This is a genomic window from Streptococcus caprae, from assembly GCF_042649745.1.
Taxonomy (GTDB): Bacteria; Bacillota; Bacilli; order Lactobacillales; family Streptococcaceae; genus Streptococcus; species Streptococcus caprae.
On the sequence record NZ_JBHRZV010000050.1, the window covers coordinates 127,823 to 144,562 of the forward strand.

Consider the following 16,740-nt stretch of genomic DNA (forward strand, 5'->3'; position numbering starts at 1 on the left):
ACTAAGTGTATACAAAATAAAGAGGCAAAAATATGACTGTAGTTAAAACACGACAAATCGGCAACTCCCTGAGTATTACCATCCCAAAAGAATTTGAAATTCCACAGGGCCAAGAATACATGGTCTATAAGGCCAGCGATGGCACACTCATCTTTAGCCCAAGCAAAGAAAATCTTTTGGAAGAAGCCACAGATGAACTCATCCGAGAAAAAATGATTGAGGAACTCGGCGCTATGATTGACCATAACCTAGCAGAGATTGGAGCTGGTAACTACGTCACCATTGAAGAAATGGAGGCCGAACTACTTGGATAAGTATCAAAAGTTATATCCAAGATGTTCTTCTAAATTCCACTGCAGCTATTAAGACTAGTAAACGTCTTCAAGAGGGAATTAAAAGTCTTGAAACATTTCCAGAACGTGGCTTTGATGCAGATGAAAGGTCGGAAGACAACTCTCCAAGTCTTCAAAGACATTGGGTATCCTGATTGCTGACCGTAAGTACTTGCTCTTTTACACCATCGATAAAGAAAACAAAGCCGTATACATCACACACTTACTCCTTGTCAAGAGTGATTACGCTAAGTTATTCTTGTAAATCATCCCTACCTTTGAAAATTTCCCACTAATAATGTAAAATAGAGCATAACCTATTTCCAACTCAGCAAAAGGAAATCGCCTCAGCCTTTGAAAATTTTTAACCATAAGGCAAAATAAGGCAACAAAAATTCAACAAGAGGGTCTAAACCCTTGATACGAAAGGAATCTAGAAAATCTTATGATGAATATGCAAAACATGATGAAGCAGGCTCAAAAACTGCAAAAGCAGATGGAGAAAAGCCAGGCTGAACTCGCAGCAACAGAATTTACAGGAACTTCTGCCCAGGATTTGGTCACTGTGACCTTTACAGGTGACAAGAAACTCACTGCCATCAACTTTAATCCCGCAGTCGTTGATCCAGAAGATGTCGAAACCCTTCAGGATATGACCCTCCAAGCCATCAACGATGCCCTCGGTAAAATCGATACCGCTACGCAGAAATCGCTCGGTGCCTTCGCTGGGAAATTGCCATTTTAAGATAAATGAATCCGCAGGTTCAAGCCAGCGGATTTTTTGTGCTCTCGTAGAAACTGTATCCATAAAGGAAAAGTTTTCTTCGTTCTGATTTTGAAGACAAGCAAGGTAGAATTTTTCAGGTATCCTATCGTATTTCAAAAAATCTAACGACGAGTAGCTAAAATCAGGGCTAAGATGAGACCTTACCTCGTGGAAACAAATTTTTAAACCCAATAAAAATCTCAATAAACAAGACCAGTTGACACAGGCACAAACAAGATAGTCTAACTGGAGAGAGCATGAGTTTGGGCAGGTCTTTCGGTCCCTATCCCCCTAGGCCTGCTCTGCTATTTTCCAAAATCCAAATCCCCACGGCTAGGCGCTTTTATGATACAATAGCAACTATGGATAAAATCATTAAATCAATTGCAGAATCAGGGTCCTTTAGGGCCTATGTGCTGGATGCGACCGAGACAGTTCGCCAGGCACAGGAACATCATGATACCATGGCGTCCTCGACAGTTGCTTTGGGGCGTGCGCTCATTGCCAACCTCATCTTGGCAGCCAATCAAAAGGGAGATAGCAAGGTTACCCTCAAGGTCATCGGGGACTCTTCCTTTGGTCATATCATCTCGGTGGCAGATACCCAAGGTCATGTTAAGGGCTACATTCAAAACCCTGACGTGGATATCAAAAAGACTGCGACTGGAGAGGTTTTGGTGGGACCGTTTATGGGGCAGGGACACTTCATCGTCATTACTGACTACGGAACGGGACGCCCTTATACCTCTACGACCCCTCTGATTTCTGGAGAAATCGGTGAGGACTTAGCCTTCTACTTAACGGAGTCTGAGCAGACGCCATCTGCCGTCGGTCTCAATGTGCTCCTGGATAAAGAGGATAAGGTCAAGGTCGCAGGAGGCTTCATGTTGCAGGTCTTGCCAGGAGCAAAGGACGAAGAAATCGCCCGCTTCGAAAAACGGATCCAAGAGATGCCTGCTATCTCAACCTTACTAGAGTCTGACGACCACATTCAAGCTCTCCTATCAGCCCTCTACGGCGAAGATGCCTACAAACGCCTTTCCGAAGAAGACATCAGCTTTGCCTGCGACTGCTCCCGTGAGCGTTTCGAGGCTGCCTTGGTAACTCTGGGCAAGTCCGAACTCCAGGCCATGGCCGATGAAGACAAGGGGGCTGAAATTACCTGCCAATTCTGTGGCACCACCTACAATTTTACTCAAGACGATTTGGAGGCCCTAATCCATGACCAAGCTTAATTCATCCTTTACGATTGGAAACGTTGAAATCCCCCACCGCACGGTGCTAGCTCCCATGGCTGGCGTGACCAACTCTGCCTTCCGGACTATTGCCAAGGAATTCGGGGCAGGTCTGGTCGTTATGGAGATGATTTCTGAAAAAGGGTTGCTTTATAATAATGAAAAAACCCTCCACATGCTCCATATCGATGAGAACGAACATCCTATGTCCATCCAGCTCTTTGGAGGAGATGCAGAAGGCCTCAAACGTGCCGCTGACTTCATCCAAACCAATACCAAGGCTGACATCGTGGACATCAATATGGGGTGCCCTGTTAACAAGGTTGTTAAAAATGAGGCCGGTGCCAAATGGCTCCGCGACCCCGATAAGATATACCACATCGTTAAGGAAGTTACCTCAGTCCTCGACATTCCATTGACAGTTAAGATGCGGACCGGCTGGGCTGATAATGCCCTAGCTGTGGAGAATGCTCTAGCAGCTGAGTCTGCTGGTGTTTCTGCCTTGGCCATGCATGGTCGGACCCGTGAACAAATGTACACAGGCACCTGTGACCATGAAACCCTAGCACGTGTTTCTAAAGCCATCACTAAGATTCCCTTCATCGGAAATGGTGATGTGCGTACAGTTCAAGATGCCAAGTTCATGATTGAAGAACTGGGAGTTGACGCTGTCATGGTCGGCCGCGCTGCCATGAACAACCCTTACATCTTTACCCAAATCAATCATTTCTTTGAGACAGGTGAAGAGTTGCCTGATCTTCCATTTGATAAAAAATTGGACATCGCCGAGGACCACTTGACCCGCCTGGTCAATCTCAAAGGTGAGGATATTGCGGTCCGTGAATTCCGTGGCCTGGCACCTCATTATCTGAAAGGGACCTCTGGGGCTGCCAAGGTCCGCGGGGCAGTATCCCGTGCTGAAAGCCTCAATGAAGTCAAAGAACTCTTTGCACAGATTCGTCAGAAATAAAAAATAGCCAAGTCTTCCTTTTGAGTGACCCTCAAATGAGAAGATGTGGCTTTTTATTTTCCCAAAGTCACAAGAAAGTTTAGCTAGTCCAAAATACTACGAGCATTATTCCTAGTCAAATGAAGATCTCTGAGACAAGACGATAAGACACAGACAGCACTTGGATATAGCGATGCGAAAACAAGGATGTGTCAAGAGTCATTCAAATAACTATAATTTAAGCATAGAAGCTCAAAAGAGTCGTTTCAGCCTAGGACTGAGATAACTGTTCGATATAATCCAGACCCCAGATTTCAACAGCATCTAGGACACTCTGAAAGGAACGACCGATATCCGTTAGGGAATACTCAACTCGAGGCGGCACTTCGGCATAGACCTTGCGCTGTACAATTTTATCGGCTTCTAACTGTCTTAGGTGACGAGTCAAAATAGTCTGTGTCACACCTGGAATCAGTCGTTGTAACTCATTAAAACGCTTGGTCCCTGTACTCAGTTGGTAAAGAATGACCAAGGCCCACTTGCCTGTTAGGACTTTTTGAGTGGTCGCAAAGGGACATATTCCATACTCACTTACTCTATTTGTCAATTTTTTCTCCTGTCATATCCACAATAGTATCGTATTTGATACTAGCTAACGATAAAAAGCGTACTTGTTTAATCGATTGTATTTGCTACAATTATAGCATAACAAAACATTTTTTGGAGGTTTTATATGTCAACAAATCTAGAGATTTTTAACGCTTATAACGAAAGATTGATTAAGGGAGATTTCCCAGCAGTTTTTGCGACAATGGCCGATGATATCATTTGGCACCAATCTGGCCAGCACACCACAGCTGATACCTATCACGGTAAAGAAGCGCTCGGAGCCCACCTTGCCAGCTTTGCTGAGAAAACAAACGGTACCTTTAAAGTCCTGACTAATTGGGTCTCAGATAACGATGACCTGGTTGCCGCTAACGTGACCTTCTTAGGCACGCGAACAGATGGAAAAGAACTGAACATGAACGGTGTTGATCTTTTCCGTATAGAAGACGGAAAAATCAAGGAAGTCTGGCTCTTTTCTTCTGACCAAGCCGAAGAAGATGCCTTTTGGGGATAAGGTCCCCTTCTGATTAAAAAACTCTTGTGCATCAAAAAATTTAAGAAGCAAGACAAAATCCCTCAAAACTAGACAAGGCAGGTTGACGTAGACATAACTAAAGTTAGGCAAGAAAACCTAGCGACGTATAGTTTTGATTTTGGAAGAGTATAAGCTAACTTATATCTGCGCCAACCTATCTCTCTTTTGAGGTTTTAAGTGGGTATCAAAATCCTCAATGACACTCAAAAAGCCATCTACTCCTTTTCTAGGGAGTCAGATGGCTTTTTCTTGTTTATAGACATTTGAAGAACCTTGATACATCGTTATTTTCGACTTGCCGTACCCAAGTACTGTCTGCGTCTCAATGCCTTGTCTCAAAGCTCTTCATTCGACTATATCTAGACCAAGTCAAACTTGAGTTTGTCTTTTTGGAGGCCAATTTTGAGGGTGTGGCCTGAGCTGAGTTCGCCAGAGAGAACCAGTTCTGCCAGTTTGTCTTCGACTTCAGTCTGCAGGGTGCGGCGGAGTGGGCGAGCCCCCATCTCCACGTCGTAGCCAGCCTGGGCCAGATGCTTGAGGGCTGCCGGTTGGAACTTGAGGGTAATCCCACGTTCTGCCAGATTCGCCACCAGCGGTTGGACCATGATTTTCACCACGTCACGCATATCTTCCTGACTTAAACTATGAAAGACAACCTTCTCATCGATACGGTTGAGGAATTCTGGCTTGTAGGCCTTCTTCAACTCTTCCATGATGCGTTTTTCCATATTGGCATGGTCGAAACGAATGTCGCGTGAGCCAAAACCAACGGTCTTATCGTCACGCAGAGCTGTCGCCCCAAGGTTAGAAGTCATAATAATAATCGTGTTGGAGAAATCAACCTTTCTGCCTCTGCTATCGGTCAAAACCCCATCGTCCAAGACCTGCAAGAGGACGTTGAAGATATCTGGATGGGCCTTTTCAACCTCGTCAAAGAGCAAGACTGAGTAAGGCTTGTTGCGGACCTTCTCGGTCAGCTCGCCACCTTCATCGTAGCCGACATAGCCTGGAGGGGCACCGTTGAGACGGCTGGCCGCAAATTTCTCCATGTACTCTGACATGTCAAAACGGATCAGGGCACTCTCATCGTCAAAGAGAACCTGGGCCAGAGCCTTAGCCAACTCTGTCTTACCGACACCTGTTGGTCCCAGGAACATAAAGGACCCGATCGGTCGCTTGCCTGTCCGAATGCCAGACTGATTGCGACGGATAGCCCGACTGATGCTGGACACAGCAGCATCCTGTCCAATCACGCGCTTGTGGAGTTCCTTCTCCAAGTTCAAATATTTCTTGTTGTCGGCCTGGGTCATCTTGCTAACAGGAATACCAGACAGTTTGCTGAGGGTTTTCAGAATATGGTTTGGCGTCACAGCCATTTCAGCCAGAACTGGAGCTTCCTCTTCCCTTTGCAACAGATTTCCCAAGGACTTAAAGTCCCCTGCTAAAATCGCATGGTCAGCCGGTGTCAGAAATTCCTCATCCTCCCGTTCAACCATATTTTGCACCGTAGCTGCCGCCTCGTCCAAAAGATCAATGGCAGAGTCTGGTAACTGCTTGCTGGTCAGGTAACGCTTGGCATACTTGACGGCTGTTTCAACCGTCTCATCTGAGATAGTCACATGGTGGTAGGTCTCATAACTCTCTTTAAGTCCCATCAAAATCGCAGTCGCATCGCCTACGCTCGGCTCTTCTACCAAGACCTTGGCAAAACGGCGGGACAGGGCTGCATCTTTTTCAATATGCTTTTGATACTCATCCTGAGTCGTCGCTCCGACCATATGAAGAGTCCCTCGGGACAAGGCAGGCTTGAGGATGTTGGCCGCATCAAGCGTGCTGTCAATCCCAGCTCCTGAACCCATGATGGTATGAACCTCATCAACAAAGAGAATGATTTGTCCATCCTCTTCGATATCGTTGATGATTTTGTTCATCCGCTCCTCAAAGTCCCCGCGGAAGCGAGTTCCAGCGACAACACTCATCATGTCCAACTCAAGCACCCGCATCTTGGAAATCTCGTAAGGCACGGCTCCCTTGGCAATTCGCAGAGCTAAGCCATTAGCAAGTGCCGTCTTACCGACACCCGCATCACCAACCAGAACAGGGTTGTTCTTAGTCTTGCGGCTCAGGATTTGGAGCATGCGGTCAATCTCCGCCTCACGCCCGATAACCGGTTCGATGCGTCCAGCCTTAGCCAACGCTGTTAGGTCTCGTGTGAAATCTGATAGCTCACCTTCTGTCGTCGGTGGCTTCATCATGTCGGTGAAATTGTTATTCTTGAGTTTCTTAGGCCGTCTGAGTTCATGGATGGCCTTGACCTGCTCCTTGGTATAGCCCGCATTGCGCTCTAAAGACTTGCGGAGATCAGCCAGACGAACAGATTCACCATCATCTTTGATTTTAAAACCAGAAATCTCTAGGACTCGGGTCGCCATCAGGTCGAGATTCATGAGCATGGCATAGAGGACATGCTCAGTCCCTACTTCAGTGGCCCCAACGACTTGAGCTACCGATCCTGCCAGACGCAAGGTGTTATCCAAAGCCAAGGACCGCGTCAAGAATTGAATATCCTTGATCCCTGGATGTGGAACCTTGCCCAAAACCATGATGATCGTTGCCTCAAAATCTTGGCTCGTTACCTCTGCACCATACTCAGCTAAGGACAGACCACCAATAGAATCTTCAATCTCAGCCATCGCCAACAATAGATGCCAACTCTCTAAATATCGACTTTCAAACCGATTGGCATGATATTGTGCTAGGCTAAATACTTCCTGTAACTTTATCGAAAACTTACTCATTCTACCTTCCCTTTACGGTCTAACCGTTGCAATATCTTACGGAGCATCCTAGCTCGAATCCGTGGAGCATCCTGGCCTAGCACTTCATCCATAGCCATGGACAATACAAGATTGCCCTCACGCTCGCTGACCAAACCCTCATCAAATAAAACTTGAACCACATCCGTAAAAACAGGCTCACTGATGTGCTCCCCAATATTGTTAATCAAATTACGAATCAACTGGTGGTTATCCGAAAAACGCACCTTGACAATGCGGATATAACCACCACCACCACGCTTACTCTCAACCACATAACCCCGACTCTCAGTAAACCGTGTCTTAATCACGTAGTTAATCTGACTAGGCACGACTTGAAACTCATCCGCCAAAATACTGCGCCGAATCTCAGCCATTCCCGACTGCTCCAGCAACTGCTTAATATGCTCTTCAATGCTATCTGAAGTGTTTTTTGATACCATGGGCTCTCCTTTCACTTCCATATTTGACTTTTACTGACTATTATATCGCAAATCAAGGCATTTTGAAAGGGAAAGATACAGCTTTAACTTATTCCTTGTTTTCTCTAGGGCAATAGCAGAGCAGTAACCCGACCTGGTTCTCCATCAGTCGCCTTTTTCTTGTCTTTGTCCCTGACATAAGATAAAATAGAAGAGTTAACAATTGAAAGGCTATAACGATGAACTATTTAATTACACTTCTTATTTCTATGGTGCCCCTGGTAGAATTGCGCGGTGCTGTTCCCTATGCCATCGCAACCGGTATTCCCATGTGGCAGGCTCTCCTGATTGGCGTAATCGGGAATATGTTGCCCATGCCCTTTATCTTTTTCTTTGCCCGTCGGGTTCTCGAGTGGGGACAGGATAAACCTGGAATCGGTGGTTTCTTCACCTGGTGTCTGAAAAAAGGACACAGCGGTGGTGAAAAACTCAAGGCTGCTGCGGGAGACCGTGGACTCTTCTGGGCCCTCCTCCTTTTCGTTGGTATCCCCTTGCCAGGAACAGGAGCTTGGACTGGAACCCTGGCAGCATCCATCCTCGACTGGGACTTCAAACGCTCAGTTACTGCCGTCATGCTAGGTGTTGTCCTAGCAGGTATCATCATGGGAACCTTGACTGTCTTTGGACTCAATGTCTTCACCCATTAAGAAAATAGAAGCTGGGCAAAAAGCTCAGAAATCATAAATGGCTTAGAACAATGTCATCAAAAACGTTGATTCTACCATTTTTTTCATCTTAAATTATTACTGTAGAATAAAAGAGGTTTACCCAACCTCTTTTATTCTACAGTAATCGAACCGGTATCCGTTGTGATTTCCAGCTGATTTTTATCAGACTTAATCAAGCCTGTACTAATATCGCTATCACCTAAATCCACTGAAGTGAGGACCGTCAGGTTTTTATCTGCCAAGATCAGGTCAACATCTCCCATAGACGTAGCAATCGTATTGTGGCCAAGGAAGGTCACCCCTTCGCCATCAAGAGACCCCATATCAAGAGTCATGTCACTTTCGCTAACTGTCGTTTTAATCAAATCAACCGAACCGACCGAGCTCGTAAGGCTCAGACTGTTCAACTGACTACCCTCAGCTTCAAAATCACCAGTATCGACATCAACTAAGCCCTTGTCCACTGTAACATTGATCAACTCTACAGACCCAACTGCAGCAGATAGGCCCAGCTCTGCTATTTTCATATCTGAAATCTCAAGAGACCCTGTCGTCAGATTAGCTGCCAGCTTTTTCAAATCAGTCCCTTTTGCCACTTCAATCACAATAGTATCAGCATCTGCCATCCGTTTATTGGTTATATGTCCCCACACATTTGTTACACTCGGAAAATAAAAGCGAACTTCTTTTGAATCCGATGGCATAGCTGTTGTTAGGGTAAGCACGCCATTTTTGACCGTAGCTGTCACCGGACGCTTATCACTGGTAAAGTAAGATACAGACGATTCGGTTGTACTTGACGGTCTCAACACAATGGTATAGCCCGGCGTATAAGCAGAGTCGGTGGACTCAATAGCAATCTGGTCAAAAGCTTCGACAGTTTGTTCAACCTTGGTCAAGCCCGCAGTCTGTAATTGATTCGTCTGAGCGATGCCACCTTTGACATAACCAATCCCCATCATAATAGCACCCAACAAGCTAGCAAGAACCGCAAAACTTAATACAGTACGTTTCAATCTTTTCATCTTATGAACTCCTTAATATGCAAAAAAACAATCTTTTTCTAAAATAAACTCCTATAACCACAACCAGTAGACTAAGGACAATACTCTGTACCAGAACTGCTGTATCCGTTTCAGCAAACCCAAACAGCATCAATAGCATTCTTGTAAAATGAACACCACCATGAACCGCAACCGCTGCCCAGGTTGTTTGGCAAAGTTCCTTCATCATATAAGCCAAACAGGCAAAACTAAAAGCATAAAACATAGTCAATAGCCCATAAGCCCAGCCTTCTCGAAGATGAATAGCATGAATGAGGGTAAATAAACCGACTGAAATAGCCATCGTCTGCGCACCATTATACTTATCTTTTAGCATAGGAACGAGATAACCACGAAAAATTAACTCTTCAGGAAATCCTTGACTGATGAAAGCTGGCTGTAAGAAAGCTACTACTGTCACTAAAATTCCCCCAACCGTTACCGTTCCTCTCAGTACAAATACTTCATCATGGAAAATAAACCTTGACAAAACCGTTCCAATCACTACTGCACTAGCAGTGAGTAGCAAAGCGATTAAAAATCCTTTCCCTGATTTTTTTGAAACCGATAAACCCATTCGTTTCCACGGTTTTTTATCAACTTTGCAGGTCATGAACCAAGCTAGAGCTAAGCAACAGCCATTGAGTGCTAGGTCATACAACAAAGGATGAATAGTCCCAAAACCCATTGCCAGAATCTCAATCCCCACAAAAATTAAGGTCATCAAAACCGCTTTAAGGAAAGGTGATTGCAATATTTTACCCTGCTTCTTCATCTTTTTATCTCCTTTTCAAGACCCATTTTGAGAGTGAGATGATGGTTTGACCAGCCATTTTAGCGATTTCCCAGCTGGCGATTAGTAAGAGAATTCCCACTCCGAGGAACAAAAGACCTGTCCCTGTCCCAAGGAATGCTGTCCATAGACCCGACGTCACATAGCTCAGTCCATCTACAATCATAAAGACGGACGATCCAAATAAGGCAAATCCTATCACCGCTACCGTAAAAATCATAGCCCCAGCTAAGATCACAATCGTAAACACAAGGGCTAAAAGAGTAACTAATAAGGGAATGGCCATCGGTGCCGCCAAGAGCCCAATCAAGGCAATCTTAACCAAGTTGTGCTGTTTCTTGGGGCTTACATAAGCTAGTTCATCCCCCTCATCCAAAAGGCGGACAATTAAATCACTGGCAGCCTCACGCGGACTACCTAGCTCTGCCATGATTTCCTGCTCGTGCTCAGGTCCTGCCTCCTCAAAATACTCGGTAAAGTACTCTATCGCTTCCTCGTAATCCGCCTTAGGCAAGCGGTGCAAGTAGCGATCTAGTTCTGCTAAATACTCAGTCTTTGTCATGTCTCAAACTCCCTTTTACAATCCTTTCAATCGTGCCTGTATAGGCCTCCCATTCTCCTTTTTGGAACTGCAATTGCCGACGTCCCTCATCCGTGATAGCGTAATATTTTCGCCTCCGCCCTTGGACCTCCTGACTATATGTCGTCACACACCCCTCCTTTTCAATCTTTTTTAAAATTGGATAGAGCGTTGATTCTTTGATATTGGCAATGAGCTTCACCGTCTGGCTAATTTCGTAACCGTAGGAATCTTCCTTGTCCACGATTGCCAAAATCAGAAACTCAATCACCGTTGCTGAAGTTGGAAAATACATATCTCCCTCCTTGTGTAATATTTTTATATATAATTATTTTATATGTAAATTATATACCTATCGAAATTACCTGTCAAGAGATTATGTGTAAAAATTTTATATATATTTTAAAAATTTTTTGAGCACGCAAAAACCCAATTCCTTAACTAGAATTGGGCTTCTTTAAATCTTAGTTGTTAAGGGCTGCAGCCATTGTAGCGGCAACTTCTGCTTCAAAGTCGTTTGAAGCTTTTTCGATACCTTCGCCAACTTCAAAGCGAGCAAATTCAACTGCTTTAGCGTTTACGCTGTCAAGGTAAGCTTCAACTGTCTTGCTGTCGTCCATGATGTAAACTTGTGCAAGAAGTGTGTAAGCTTGGTCAACTTTAGTGTTGTCAAGCATGAAGCGATCCATTTTACCTGGAAGGATTTTGTCCCAGATTTTTTCTGGTTTGCCTTCAGCAGCCAATTCAGCCTTGATAGCTTCTTCAGCAGCAGCGATAACTTCGTCAGAAAGTTGTGCTTTTGAACCGTATTGCAAGAATGGCAGAGCTGGTTTACCAACCATAGCACGGCTTTCGTTATCTTGTTCAATCACATGGTTCAATTGTGCCAACTCATCCTTAACGAATTGCTCGTCAAGTTCAGTGTAAGACAAAACAGTTGGTTTCATCGCAGCGATGTGCATAGATACTTGCTTAGCAAGGGTATCGTCGCCACCTTCGATAACAGAGATAACACCGATACGGCCACCGTTATGTTGGTAAGCACCAAAGTGTTGCTCATCAGTTTTCTCAACCAAAGCAAAGCGACGGAATGAGATTTTCTCACCGATTGTTGCAGTCGCGTTCACGTAAGCTTCTTCAAGTGTTTCACCTGAAGCCAAAGTCACTTTGAGGGCTTCTTCGTTGTTAGCAGGTTTTTGCTCAGCAATTGCTTTAGCTGTTTCGTTAACCAATTCAACGAATTGAGCGTTTTTCGCAACGAAGTCAGTTTCAGCGTTGACTTCAACAACTGCCGCAACGTTACCGTTTACGTAAACACCTGTCAAACCTTCAGCGGCAACACGGTCAGCTTTTTTAGCTGCTTTTGCCATCCCTTTTTCGCGAAGCAATTCAATCGCTTTTTCGATATCACCATCAGTTTCTACGAGGGCTTTTTTAGCGTCCATAACGCCGGCACCTGATTTTTCGCGCAATTCTTTAACGAGTTTAGCTGTAATTTCTGCCATTTTTTTCTCCTTTGTATAAAAAGGGGCTGGGCTGGGCCCGCCCCTAGTGGTCATTGTTTGATGTACCGTCCAGCTAGTGAACAGTACCTGGATCGTATCCGATTTGCTTGATTAAGCGTTTGAACCTTCTACAACTTCAACGAGTTCTTCGATTGATTCTGTAGATGCTGGCTCTTCAGTCATTTCTGCAGCTGCAGCTTCAACTGAATCTTCACCTTGGCGGCCTTCAATAACAGCGTCAGCCAATTTACCAGTGATCAATTTAACGGCACGGATAGCGTCGTCATTAGCTGGGATGATAACATCGATATCATCTGGATCAGCGTTTGTATCAACCATAGCAACAACTGGGATACCAAGTTTTTTAGCTTCTTTAACAGCGATTTGTTCTTTGTGTGGGTCAACCACGTACATTACGTCTGGAATGCGTGGCATATCTTCGATACCACCCAAGAATTTCTCAAGACGAGCACGTTGTTTGTTAAGCAAAGCAACTTCTTTCTTAGGAAGAACTTCGAAAGTTCCGTTTTCTTCCATTGCTTTGATTTCTTTCAAACGAGCGATACGTTTTTGGATTGTGTCCCAGTTAGTGAGGGTACCACCCAACCAACGGTGGTTGATGTAGTATTGACCAGCACGAGTAGCTTCTTCAGCAATTGCGTCAGCGGCTTGTTTTTTAGTACCAACAAACAAGATAACAGCATCGTTAGCTGCAGCGTCACGAACGAAGTCGTAAGCTTGGTCAGCCAATTTTACAGTTTGTTGCAAGTCGATAACGTGGATACCGTTACGCTCAGTGAAGATGTACTTAGCCATCTTAGGGTTCCAGCGACGAGTTTGGTGACCAAAGTGTACACCAGCCTCAAGTAATTGTTTCATTGAAATAACTGCCATGAGTATTTCTCCTTTATGTTTTTTCCTCTCTCAGACTTCAACTCGCCCGCCAACCCAAGGGCAACAGACAGACAATTCATCCAAGATGAGTATTTGTTGTTGACACAACTCTATTATTTTAGCAGAAAAGCTTGGTTTTCGCAAGGGTTTTAGCTAGAATTCTTGCAAAACCACTAGGGCTCACAAGAGCCTCCACTCCTACTCAAAATAGGTCTGGGAAACAATCTGATAGACTCCGCTGGTTGCATCCATCTTTTCCAGTTCACCCTTGGCATTGATCCGATAGAAGGAAGATGAAGAAGAAACCCCAGACGCTGCTCCCACACACTTCATGTTCTCACTATTGTGATTTTCCAGAACCTGAATGGCCACAAGGCCATCAGAAGATTGGTCTGCGGGTGTCACGCGATAGGCAAAGTCCTCCCTTGTATAAGGCGCTCCATATTCAGAAGCCTTGTGGGCGGCAGCCCATCGACCAGCTTGATCACTGGTCAAAGCAGTCTGTGAAGAGGACGGGGTAGCCTGCGTCGTCGCACTGGTCTGCCCAGTTCCGCCGCCGACTAAACCGACATAGAAATTCCTTAAATCCACATTTTGGGTTTCCCGAAAGTAAAGCTGGTTTTCCGAGTTACCTTGGTTTTGTTCCGTAATCCAGACCTTGCCGACCCCATCTTGATAGGTGAAAAAGTAAAGATGAGATGAGGGATAGACCGTCGTTTCAATATCAGAAAACACAGCGACTAAAGCAGTCTCCCCAGGTTGATGATTACCATCAGCACTCCAGACCAATTTTGGGGTTAGGCCACTGAAATCTGGAACCATACTAAGGCTATGTCCCATCAAGCCATTTGGTACAGAAACCCCATAAAAATTCCCTGGACTAGTCGGTGTGTACTCCACATAGCCCTGACCTAGGGCAGGTCCCCAGGTATTGATGATGTAGTCATGCAACTGTCTCCCCTTATCTGCTGACCAGACCCCAGGTTGACTAGCTGTGGTGGTTGTAGTCGTTTGACTTGACATCGTGGTTACGGTTGTGGTCTTTTCTTGCTTGACTTCCTTTTCCCTCTTACCAGAGCAGGCGACCAAACTCAAAACACTTACGGCTACTAACCCAAATGATAATCCCTTATTCATAAAATCTCCTATTCTATTATAATATAGCTAACGGGGTAATCTGCCTGATTTCTGGGATTTCTAGGTTCATTTTTGAAAAATAGGAGACCGGTTAAACAGGATTTCCAAGCCTCCAAATTCAAGCCTTAAAAATCAACCAGCTCTGCTATGGACCAAAAAAATCAAAAAAAGTGTCAAGTAACTTTACTTTACAAAAAAGTTCTGCTATACTAGTAAAGTTGACGAAAGTCATAAACTACCCACGGAGGATATAAAGAAATGGCAGTACCTGCACGTCGCACATCAAAAGCGAAGAAAAACAAACGTCGTACACACTACAAATTGACAGCTCCATCTGTAAAATTTGACGAAACTACTGGTGACTACTCACGTTCACACCGTGTATCTTTGAAAGGATACTACAAAGGACGTAAAATCGCCAAAGCTGCAGCAGCAGAATAATAGAAGGGAGTTACCATGCGCGTAAATATTACACTTGAACACAAAGAATCTGGTGAACGCTTGTACCTTACTTCTAAAAACAAACGTAACACTCCAGACCGTCTTCAATTGAAGAAATACTCACCAAAATTGCGTAAACATGTTGTCTTTACTGAGGTTAAGTAAGGGGTTCACTACACGTCATTAGACGTCAAAACATTGATTTTAAGCGATTTTTGAAATTTTGAAGTTCATTACATTGCAATATAAATCAATAAGAACTCTACCTTTTACTCTACCTTTTTTAGATGAATATATCATTTGGATATTGAAGTTAAGCCCTGTTATCATTTCGATGGCAGGGCTTTTTAATATTTGGTACACTAACTTCTTATCTATATTTTGGTGGAGCTGAAGTTGACATCTACAATGTTTAATGTTAAAATACATTCAAAAATATATTTGAATGAGGTGTTTTATGATTCAAAATGTTGTTACTTCAATAATCCTGTATTCTGGGACAGCCGTAGACTTACTTATTATCCTAATGTTATTTTTTGCCAAAAGAAAAAGCAGAAAAGACATCATTAACATCTATTTAGGACAATTTCTAGGCTCTGTTAGTCTAATATTGCTAAGTTTGCTTTTTGCATTCGTCTTAGATTATATTCCTAGTAAAGAGATTTTAGGTTTGCTCGGTTTGATTCCAATTTTCCTAGGCCTCAAAGTTTTGCTTTTTGGAGATTCTGATGGCGAAGCTATTGCCAAAGAAGGTTTGCGCAAAGATAATAAAAACCTGATTTTTCTAGTCGCTATGATTACTTTTGCAAGTTGTGGTGCTGACAATATTGGTGTCTTTGTCCCATATTTTACTACCTTAAATTTAGCGAATTTGATAGTGGCTTTACTTACCTTTTTAGTCATGATTTATCTCTTGGTTTTTTCTGCCCAAAAATTGGCACAAGTCCCTTCTGTTGGAGAAATTTTGGAAAAATATAGCAGATGGTTTATTGCCGTTGTTTATTTAGGATTGGGGATATATATCCTGATTGAAAACAACAGTTTTGACATGCTATGGACTATGTTAGGCTAGGAGAAAATATTATGAAAAAAGATAGTATCTGCCAAGTGAATGTTATAAATCAGCAAAATGTTACAACCGCAACGAACTACCTTGAAAAGGAAAAAGTCCAAAAATCACTTCGCATTTTATCAAAGTTTACCGACAATAAACAGATAAATATCATCTTTTATCTCCTTGCTGTTGAAGAACTCTGTGTCTGCGATATAGCCTGTTTACTAAATCTCAGTATGGCATCTGCCTCCCACCATCTTCGTAAACTAGCCAATCAAAACATCTTGGACACTAGAAGAGAGGGGAAAATTATATATTATTTTATAAAAGATGAGGAAATCAGAGATTTTTTTAATCAACTAGGATAACAACTATTTTTACTAGAATTACCAGATTATGGTTTCCATTTATTCCGACACACTCATGCTTCAATGTTACTTAATGCTGGCACAAATTGGAAAGAGCTTCAAGTGAGAATGGGACATAAATCAATTTCAACCACAATGGATACTTACGCTGAATTAGCACCTCAACGAAAGTTAGAAGCTGTTGGTATTTATCTTGATAAGATTGCTCAATTGACTCACTAACTACTCTACCTTTTATAGAGTGCTTCATCATAAACGTTGATATGACAGCGTTTATACTAGCTAAAATAGAAAATACTTAACCTTTACTGAGGTGAAATAGGGATTCACTAAACGTCACTAGACCGTAGAAACCTTGATTTGATGCGATTCTTGAAATGTTGAATTTCACTACATTGCAATAAAAATCATTCGAATCTCTACACTTTTTAGATAAGATAAATTGTAAAATATAGTGCAACAAAAAAACTCACAGAGTTTCTTTCGTGTAAACTGTAAGTAACGACACAAACAGAGCACGAGGAAATCTATGA

21 protein-coding genes and 1 pseudogene are annotated in these 16,740 nt (G+C 43.5%); 11 read left to right on the top strand and 11 right to left on the bottom strand.

Translation table 11 applies throughout. The features are described from left to right. The first annotated feature begins 32 nt into the window (after nt 1-32). The 4 genes from mazE (at nt 33) to dusB (ending at nt 3,303) form a co-directional block, all read left to right on the top strand. Nucleotides 33-314 (top strand): type II toxin-antitoxin system PemI/MazE family antitoxin, encoded by a 282-nt coding sequence (mazE, locus tag ACFORF_RS08530; protein ID WP_380427310.1) that lies wholly within the window; start codon nt 33-35, stop codon nt 312-314. 463 nt (nt 315-777) lie between these two features. Then, nucleotides 778-1,077, top strand: coding sequence for a YbaB/EbfC family nucleoid-associated protein (locus ACFORF_RS08535; RefSeq protein WP_380427312.1), 300 nt, complete (start codon nt 778-780; stop codon nt 1,075-1,077). Between the two features lie 383 nt (nt 1,078-1,460). Further along, the gene (gene hslO, locus ACFORF_RS08540) at nt 1,461-2,333 is read left to right on the top strand and encodes an Hsp33 family molecular chaperone HslO (RefSeq protein WP_380427314.1); all 873 of its coding nucleotides are present in this window, start codon (nt 1,461-1,463) and stop codon (nt 2,331-2,333) included. Beyond that, nucleotides 2,320-3,303: a tRNA dihydrouridine synthase DusB gene (dusB, locus tag ACFORF_RS08545; RefSeq protein ID WP_380427316.1), complete on the top strand. Its 984-nt coding sequence runs from the start codon at nt 2,320-2,322 to the stop codon at nt 3,301-3,303. The genes hslO and dusB overlap by 14 nt, the downstream gene beginning before the upstream one ends. Nucleotides 3,304-3,553: 250 nt before the next feature. On the opposite strand, the gene ACFORF_RS08550 is transcribed toward dusB, so the two are convergent. Next, entirely contained in the window at nt 3,554-3,889 is a 336-nt protein-coding gene (locus tag ACFORF_RS08550) for a winged helix-turn-helix transcriptional regulator (protein ID WP_380427318.1), read from the bottom strand. A gap of 126 nt (nt 3,890-4,015) precedes the next feature. Between ACFORF_RS08550 and ACFORF_RS08555 the strand changes: the two genes are divergently transcribed. Continuing rightward, entirely contained in the window at nt 4,016-4,405 is a 390-nt protein-coding gene (locus tag ACFORF_RS08555; protein WP_380427320.1) for a nuclear transport factor 2 family protein, read from the top strand. A gap of 380 nt (nt 4,406-4,785) precedes the next feature. Here ACFORF_RS08555 and ACFORF_RS08560 read toward each other — a convergent pair whose 3' ends face one another. Beyond that, nucleotides 4,786-7,224 (bottom strand): ATP-dependent Clp protease ATP-binding subunit, encoded by a 2,439-nt coding sequence (locus ACFORF_RS08560; protein WP_380427322.1) that lies wholly within the window; start codon nt 7,222-7,224, stop codon nt 4,786-4,788. Continuing rightward, entirely contained in the window at nt 7,221-7,685 is a 465-nt protein-coding gene (locus ACFORF_RS08565) for a CtsR family transcriptional regulator (protein ID WP_380427324.1), read from the bottom strand. Before ACFORF_RS08565 ends, ACFORF_RS08560 begins: the two co-directional genes overlap by 4 nt. A gap of 218 nt (nt 7,686-7,903) precedes the next feature. Between ACFORF_RS08565 and ACFORF_RS08570 the strand changes: the two genes are divergently transcribed. Next, nucleotides 7,904-8,371 carry a COG2426 family protein gene (locus ACFORF_RS08570; RefSeq protein ID WP_380427326.1) on the top strand — a complete coding sequence of 156 codons (468 nt, stop codon included), beginning with the start codon at nt 7,904-7,906 and terminating at the stop codon, nt 8,369-8,371. 131 nt (nt 8,372-8,502) lie between these two features. On the opposite strand, the gene ACFORF_RS08575 is transcribed toward ACFORF_RS08570, so the two are convergent. From ACFORF_RS08575 to ACFORF_RS08605, 7 genes are all read right to left on the bottom strand, one after another. After that, nucleotides 8,503-9,417: a DUF4097 family beta strand repeat-containing protein gene (locus tag ACFORF_RS08575; protein ID WP_380427328.1), complete on the bottom strand. Its 915-nt coding sequence runs from the start codon at nt 9,415-9,417 to the stop codon at nt 8,503-8,505. Nucleotide 9,418: 1 nt separating this feature from the next. Then, the gene (locus ACFORF_RS08580; RefSeq protein WP_380427330.1) at nt 9,419-10,210 is read right to left on the bottom strand and encodes a CPBP family intramembrane glutamic endopeptidase; all 792 of its coding nucleotides are present in this window, start codon (nt 10,208-10,210) and stop codon (nt 9,419-9,421) included. A gap of 4 nt (nt 10,211-10,214) precedes the next feature. Further along, nucleotides 10,215-10,790: a DUF1700 domain-containing protein gene (locus ACFORF_RS08585; RefSeq protein ID WP_380427332.1), complete on the bottom strand. Its 576-nt coding sequence runs from the start codon at nt 10,788-10,790 to the stop codon at nt 10,215-10,217. Further along, complete coding sequence (locus tag ACFORF_RS08590; protein WP_380427334.1) at nt 10,777-11,103, bottom strand: PadR family transcriptional regulator; 327 nt, start codon at nt 11,101-11,103, stop codon at nt 10,777-10,779. Before ACFORF_RS08590 ends, ACFORF_RS08585 begins: the two co-directional genes overlap by 14 nt. A 169-nt stretch (nt 11,104-11,272) precedes the next feature. Then, complete coding sequence (gene tsf, locus ACFORF_RS08595) at nt 11,273-12,313, bottom strand: translation elongation factor Ts (RefSeq protein WP_380427336.1); 1,041 nt, start codon at nt 12,311-12,313, stop codon at nt 11,273-11,275. 111 nt (nt 12,314-12,424) lie between these two features. Further along, nucleotides 12,425-13,207, bottom strand: a complete 783-nt coding sequence (gene rpsB, locus ACFORF_RS08600) for a 30S ribosomal protein S2 (RefSeq protein WP_380427338.1) — start codon at nt 13,205-13,207, stop codon at nt 12,425-12,427. Nucleotides 13,208-13,405: 198 nt separating this feature from the next. Continuing rightward, the gene (locus tag ACFORF_RS08605; RefSeq protein ID WP_380427340.1) at nt 13,406-14,344 is read right to left on the bottom strand and encodes a DUF4767 domain-containing protein; all 939 of its coding nucleotides are present in this window, start codon (nt 14,342-14,344) and stop codon (nt 13,406-13,408) included. Nucleotides 14,345-14,602: 258 nt separating this feature from the next. Between ACFORF_RS08605 and rpmF the strand changes: the two genes are divergently transcribed. Both rpmF and rpmG read left to right on the top strand, forming a co-directional pair. After that, the gene (rpmF, locus tag ACFORF_RS08610) at nt 14,603-14,785 is read left to right on the top strand and encodes a 50S ribosomal protein L32 (RefSeq protein ID WP_067088000.1); all 183 of its coding nucleotides are present in this window, start codon (nt 14,603-14,605) and stop codon (nt 14,783-14,785) included. A gap of 15 nt (nt 14,786-14,800) precedes the next feature. Further along, entirely contained in the window at nt 14,801-14,950 is a 150-nt protein-coding gene (gene rpmG / locus ACFORF_RS08615; protein ID WP_001265622.1) for a 50S ribosomal protein L33, read from the top strand. Between the two features lie 39 nt (nt 14,951-14,989). Here the strand turns inward: rpmG and ACFORF_RS08620 are convergent, their stop codons facing one another. After that, the gene (locus ACFORF_RS08620; protein WP_380427342.1) at nt 14,990-15,214 is read right to left on the bottom strand and encodes a FanG protein; all 225 of its coding nucleotides are present in this window, start codon (nt 15,212-15,214) and stop codon (nt 14,990-14,992) included. A 28-nt stretch (nt 15,215-15,242) separates the two neighbouring features. Here ACFORF_RS08620 and ACFORF_RS08625 point away from each other — a divergent pair, with 28 nt between their 5' ends. From ACFORF_RS08625 to ACFORF_RS08635, 3 genes and pseudogenes are all read left to right on the top strand, one after another. Then, nucleotides 15,243-15,857, top strand: coding sequence for a CadD family cadmium resistance transporter (locus ACFORF_RS08625; protein ID WP_380427344.1), 615 nt, complete (start codon nt 15,243-15,245; stop codon nt 15,855-15,857). A gap of 11 nt (nt 15,858-15,868) precedes the next feature. Further along, nucleotides 15,869-16,207 carry a Cd(II)/Zn(II)-sensing metalloregulatory transcriptional regulator CadX gene (gene cadX / locus ACFORF_RS08630; RefSeq protein WP_000711091.1) on the top strand — a complete coding sequence of 113 codons (339 nt, stop codon included), beginning with the start codon at nt 15,869-15,871 and terminating at the stop codon, nt 16,205-16,207. A 12-nt stretch (nt 16,208-16,219) separates the two neighbouring features. Next, nucleotides 16,220-16,429 (top strand): annotated as a pseudogene (locus ACFORF_RS08635) (tyrosine-type recombinase/integrase); the annotation flags it as partial. Nucleotides 16,430-16,740: the final 311 nt, after the last annotated feature.

Bases quoted from the DNA above. Each gene is read 5' to 3' on its own strand.
- rpsB (WP_380427338.1), bottom strand. From the start codon at position 13,207: ATGGCAGTTATTTCAATGAAACAATTACTTGAGGCTGGTGTACACTTT.
- dusB (WP_380427316.1), top strand. From the start codon at position 2,320: ATGACCAAGCTTAATTCATCCTTTACGATTGGAAACGTTGAAATCCCC.
- tsf (WP_380427336.1), bottom strand. From the start codon at position 12,313: ATGGCAGAAATTACAGCTAAACTCGTTAAAGAATTGCGCGAAAAATCA.
- mazE (WP_380427310.1), top strand. From the start codon at position 33: ATGACTGTAGTTAAAACACGACAAATCGGCAACTCCCTGAGTATTACC.
- ACFORF_RS08585 (WP_380427332.1), bottom strand. From the start codon at position 10,790: ATGACAAAGACTGAGTATTTAGCAGAACTAGATCGCTACTTGCACCGC.
- hslO (WP_380427314.1), top strand. From the start codon at position 1,461: ATGGATAAAATCATTAAATCAATTGCAGAATCAGGGTCCTTTAGGGCC.
- rpmG (WP_001265622.1), top strand. From the start codon at position 14,801: ATGCGCGTAAATATTACACTTGAACACAAAGAATCTGGTGAACGCTTG.
- rpmF (WP_067088000.1), top strand. From the start codon at position 14,603: ATGGCAGTACCTGCACGTCGCACATCAAAAGCGAAGAAAAACAAACGT.
- ACFORF_RS08560 (WP_380427322.1), bottom strand. From the start codon at position 7,224: ATGAGTAAGTTTTCGATAAAGTTACAGGAAGTATTTAGCCTAGCACAA.
- ACFORF_RS08535 (WP_380427312.1), top strand. From the start codon at position 778: ATGATGAATATGCAAAACATGATGAAGCAGGCTCAAAAACTGCAAAAG.
- ACFORF_RS08580 (WP_380427330.1), bottom strand. From the start codon at position 10,210: ATGAAGAAGCAGGGTAAAATATTGCAATCACCTTTCCTTAAAGCGGTT.
- ACFORF_RS08565 (WP_380427324.1), bottom strand. From the start codon at position 7,685: ATGGTATCAAAAAACACTTCAGATAGCATTGAAGAGCATATTAAGCAG.
- ACFORF_RS08620 (WP_380427342.1), bottom strand. From the start codon at position 15,214: ATGTATTTTAACATTAAACATTGTAGATGTCAACTTCAGCTCCACCAA.
- ACFORF_RS08590 (WP_380427334.1), bottom strand. From the start codon at position 11,103: ATGTATTTTCCAACTTCAGCAACGGTGATTGAGTTTCTGATTTTGGCA.
- ACFORF_RS08625 (WP_380427344.1), top strand. From the start codon at position 15,243: ATGATTCAAAATGTTGTTACTTCAATAATCCTGTATTCTGGGACAGCC.
- cadX (WP_000711091.1), top strand. From the start codon at position 15,869: ATGAAAAAAGATAGTATCTGCCAAGTGAATGTTATAAATCAGCAAAAT.
- ACFORF_RS08570 (WP_380427326.1), top strand. From the start codon at position 7,904: ATGAACTATTTAATTACACTTCTTATTTCTATGGTGCCCCTGGTAGAA.
- ACFORF_RS08605 (WP_380427340.1), bottom strand. From the start codon at position 14,344: ATGAATAAGGGATTATCATTTGGGTTAGTAGCCGTAAGTGTTTTGAGT.
- ACFORF_RS08555 (WP_380427320.1), top strand. From the start codon at position 4,016: ATGTCAACAAATCTAGAGATTTTTAACGCTTATAACGAAAGATTGATT.
- ACFORF_RS08575 (WP_380427328.1), bottom strand. From the start codon at position 9,417: ATGAAAAGATTGAAACGTACTGTATTAAGTTTTGCGGTTCTTGCTAGC.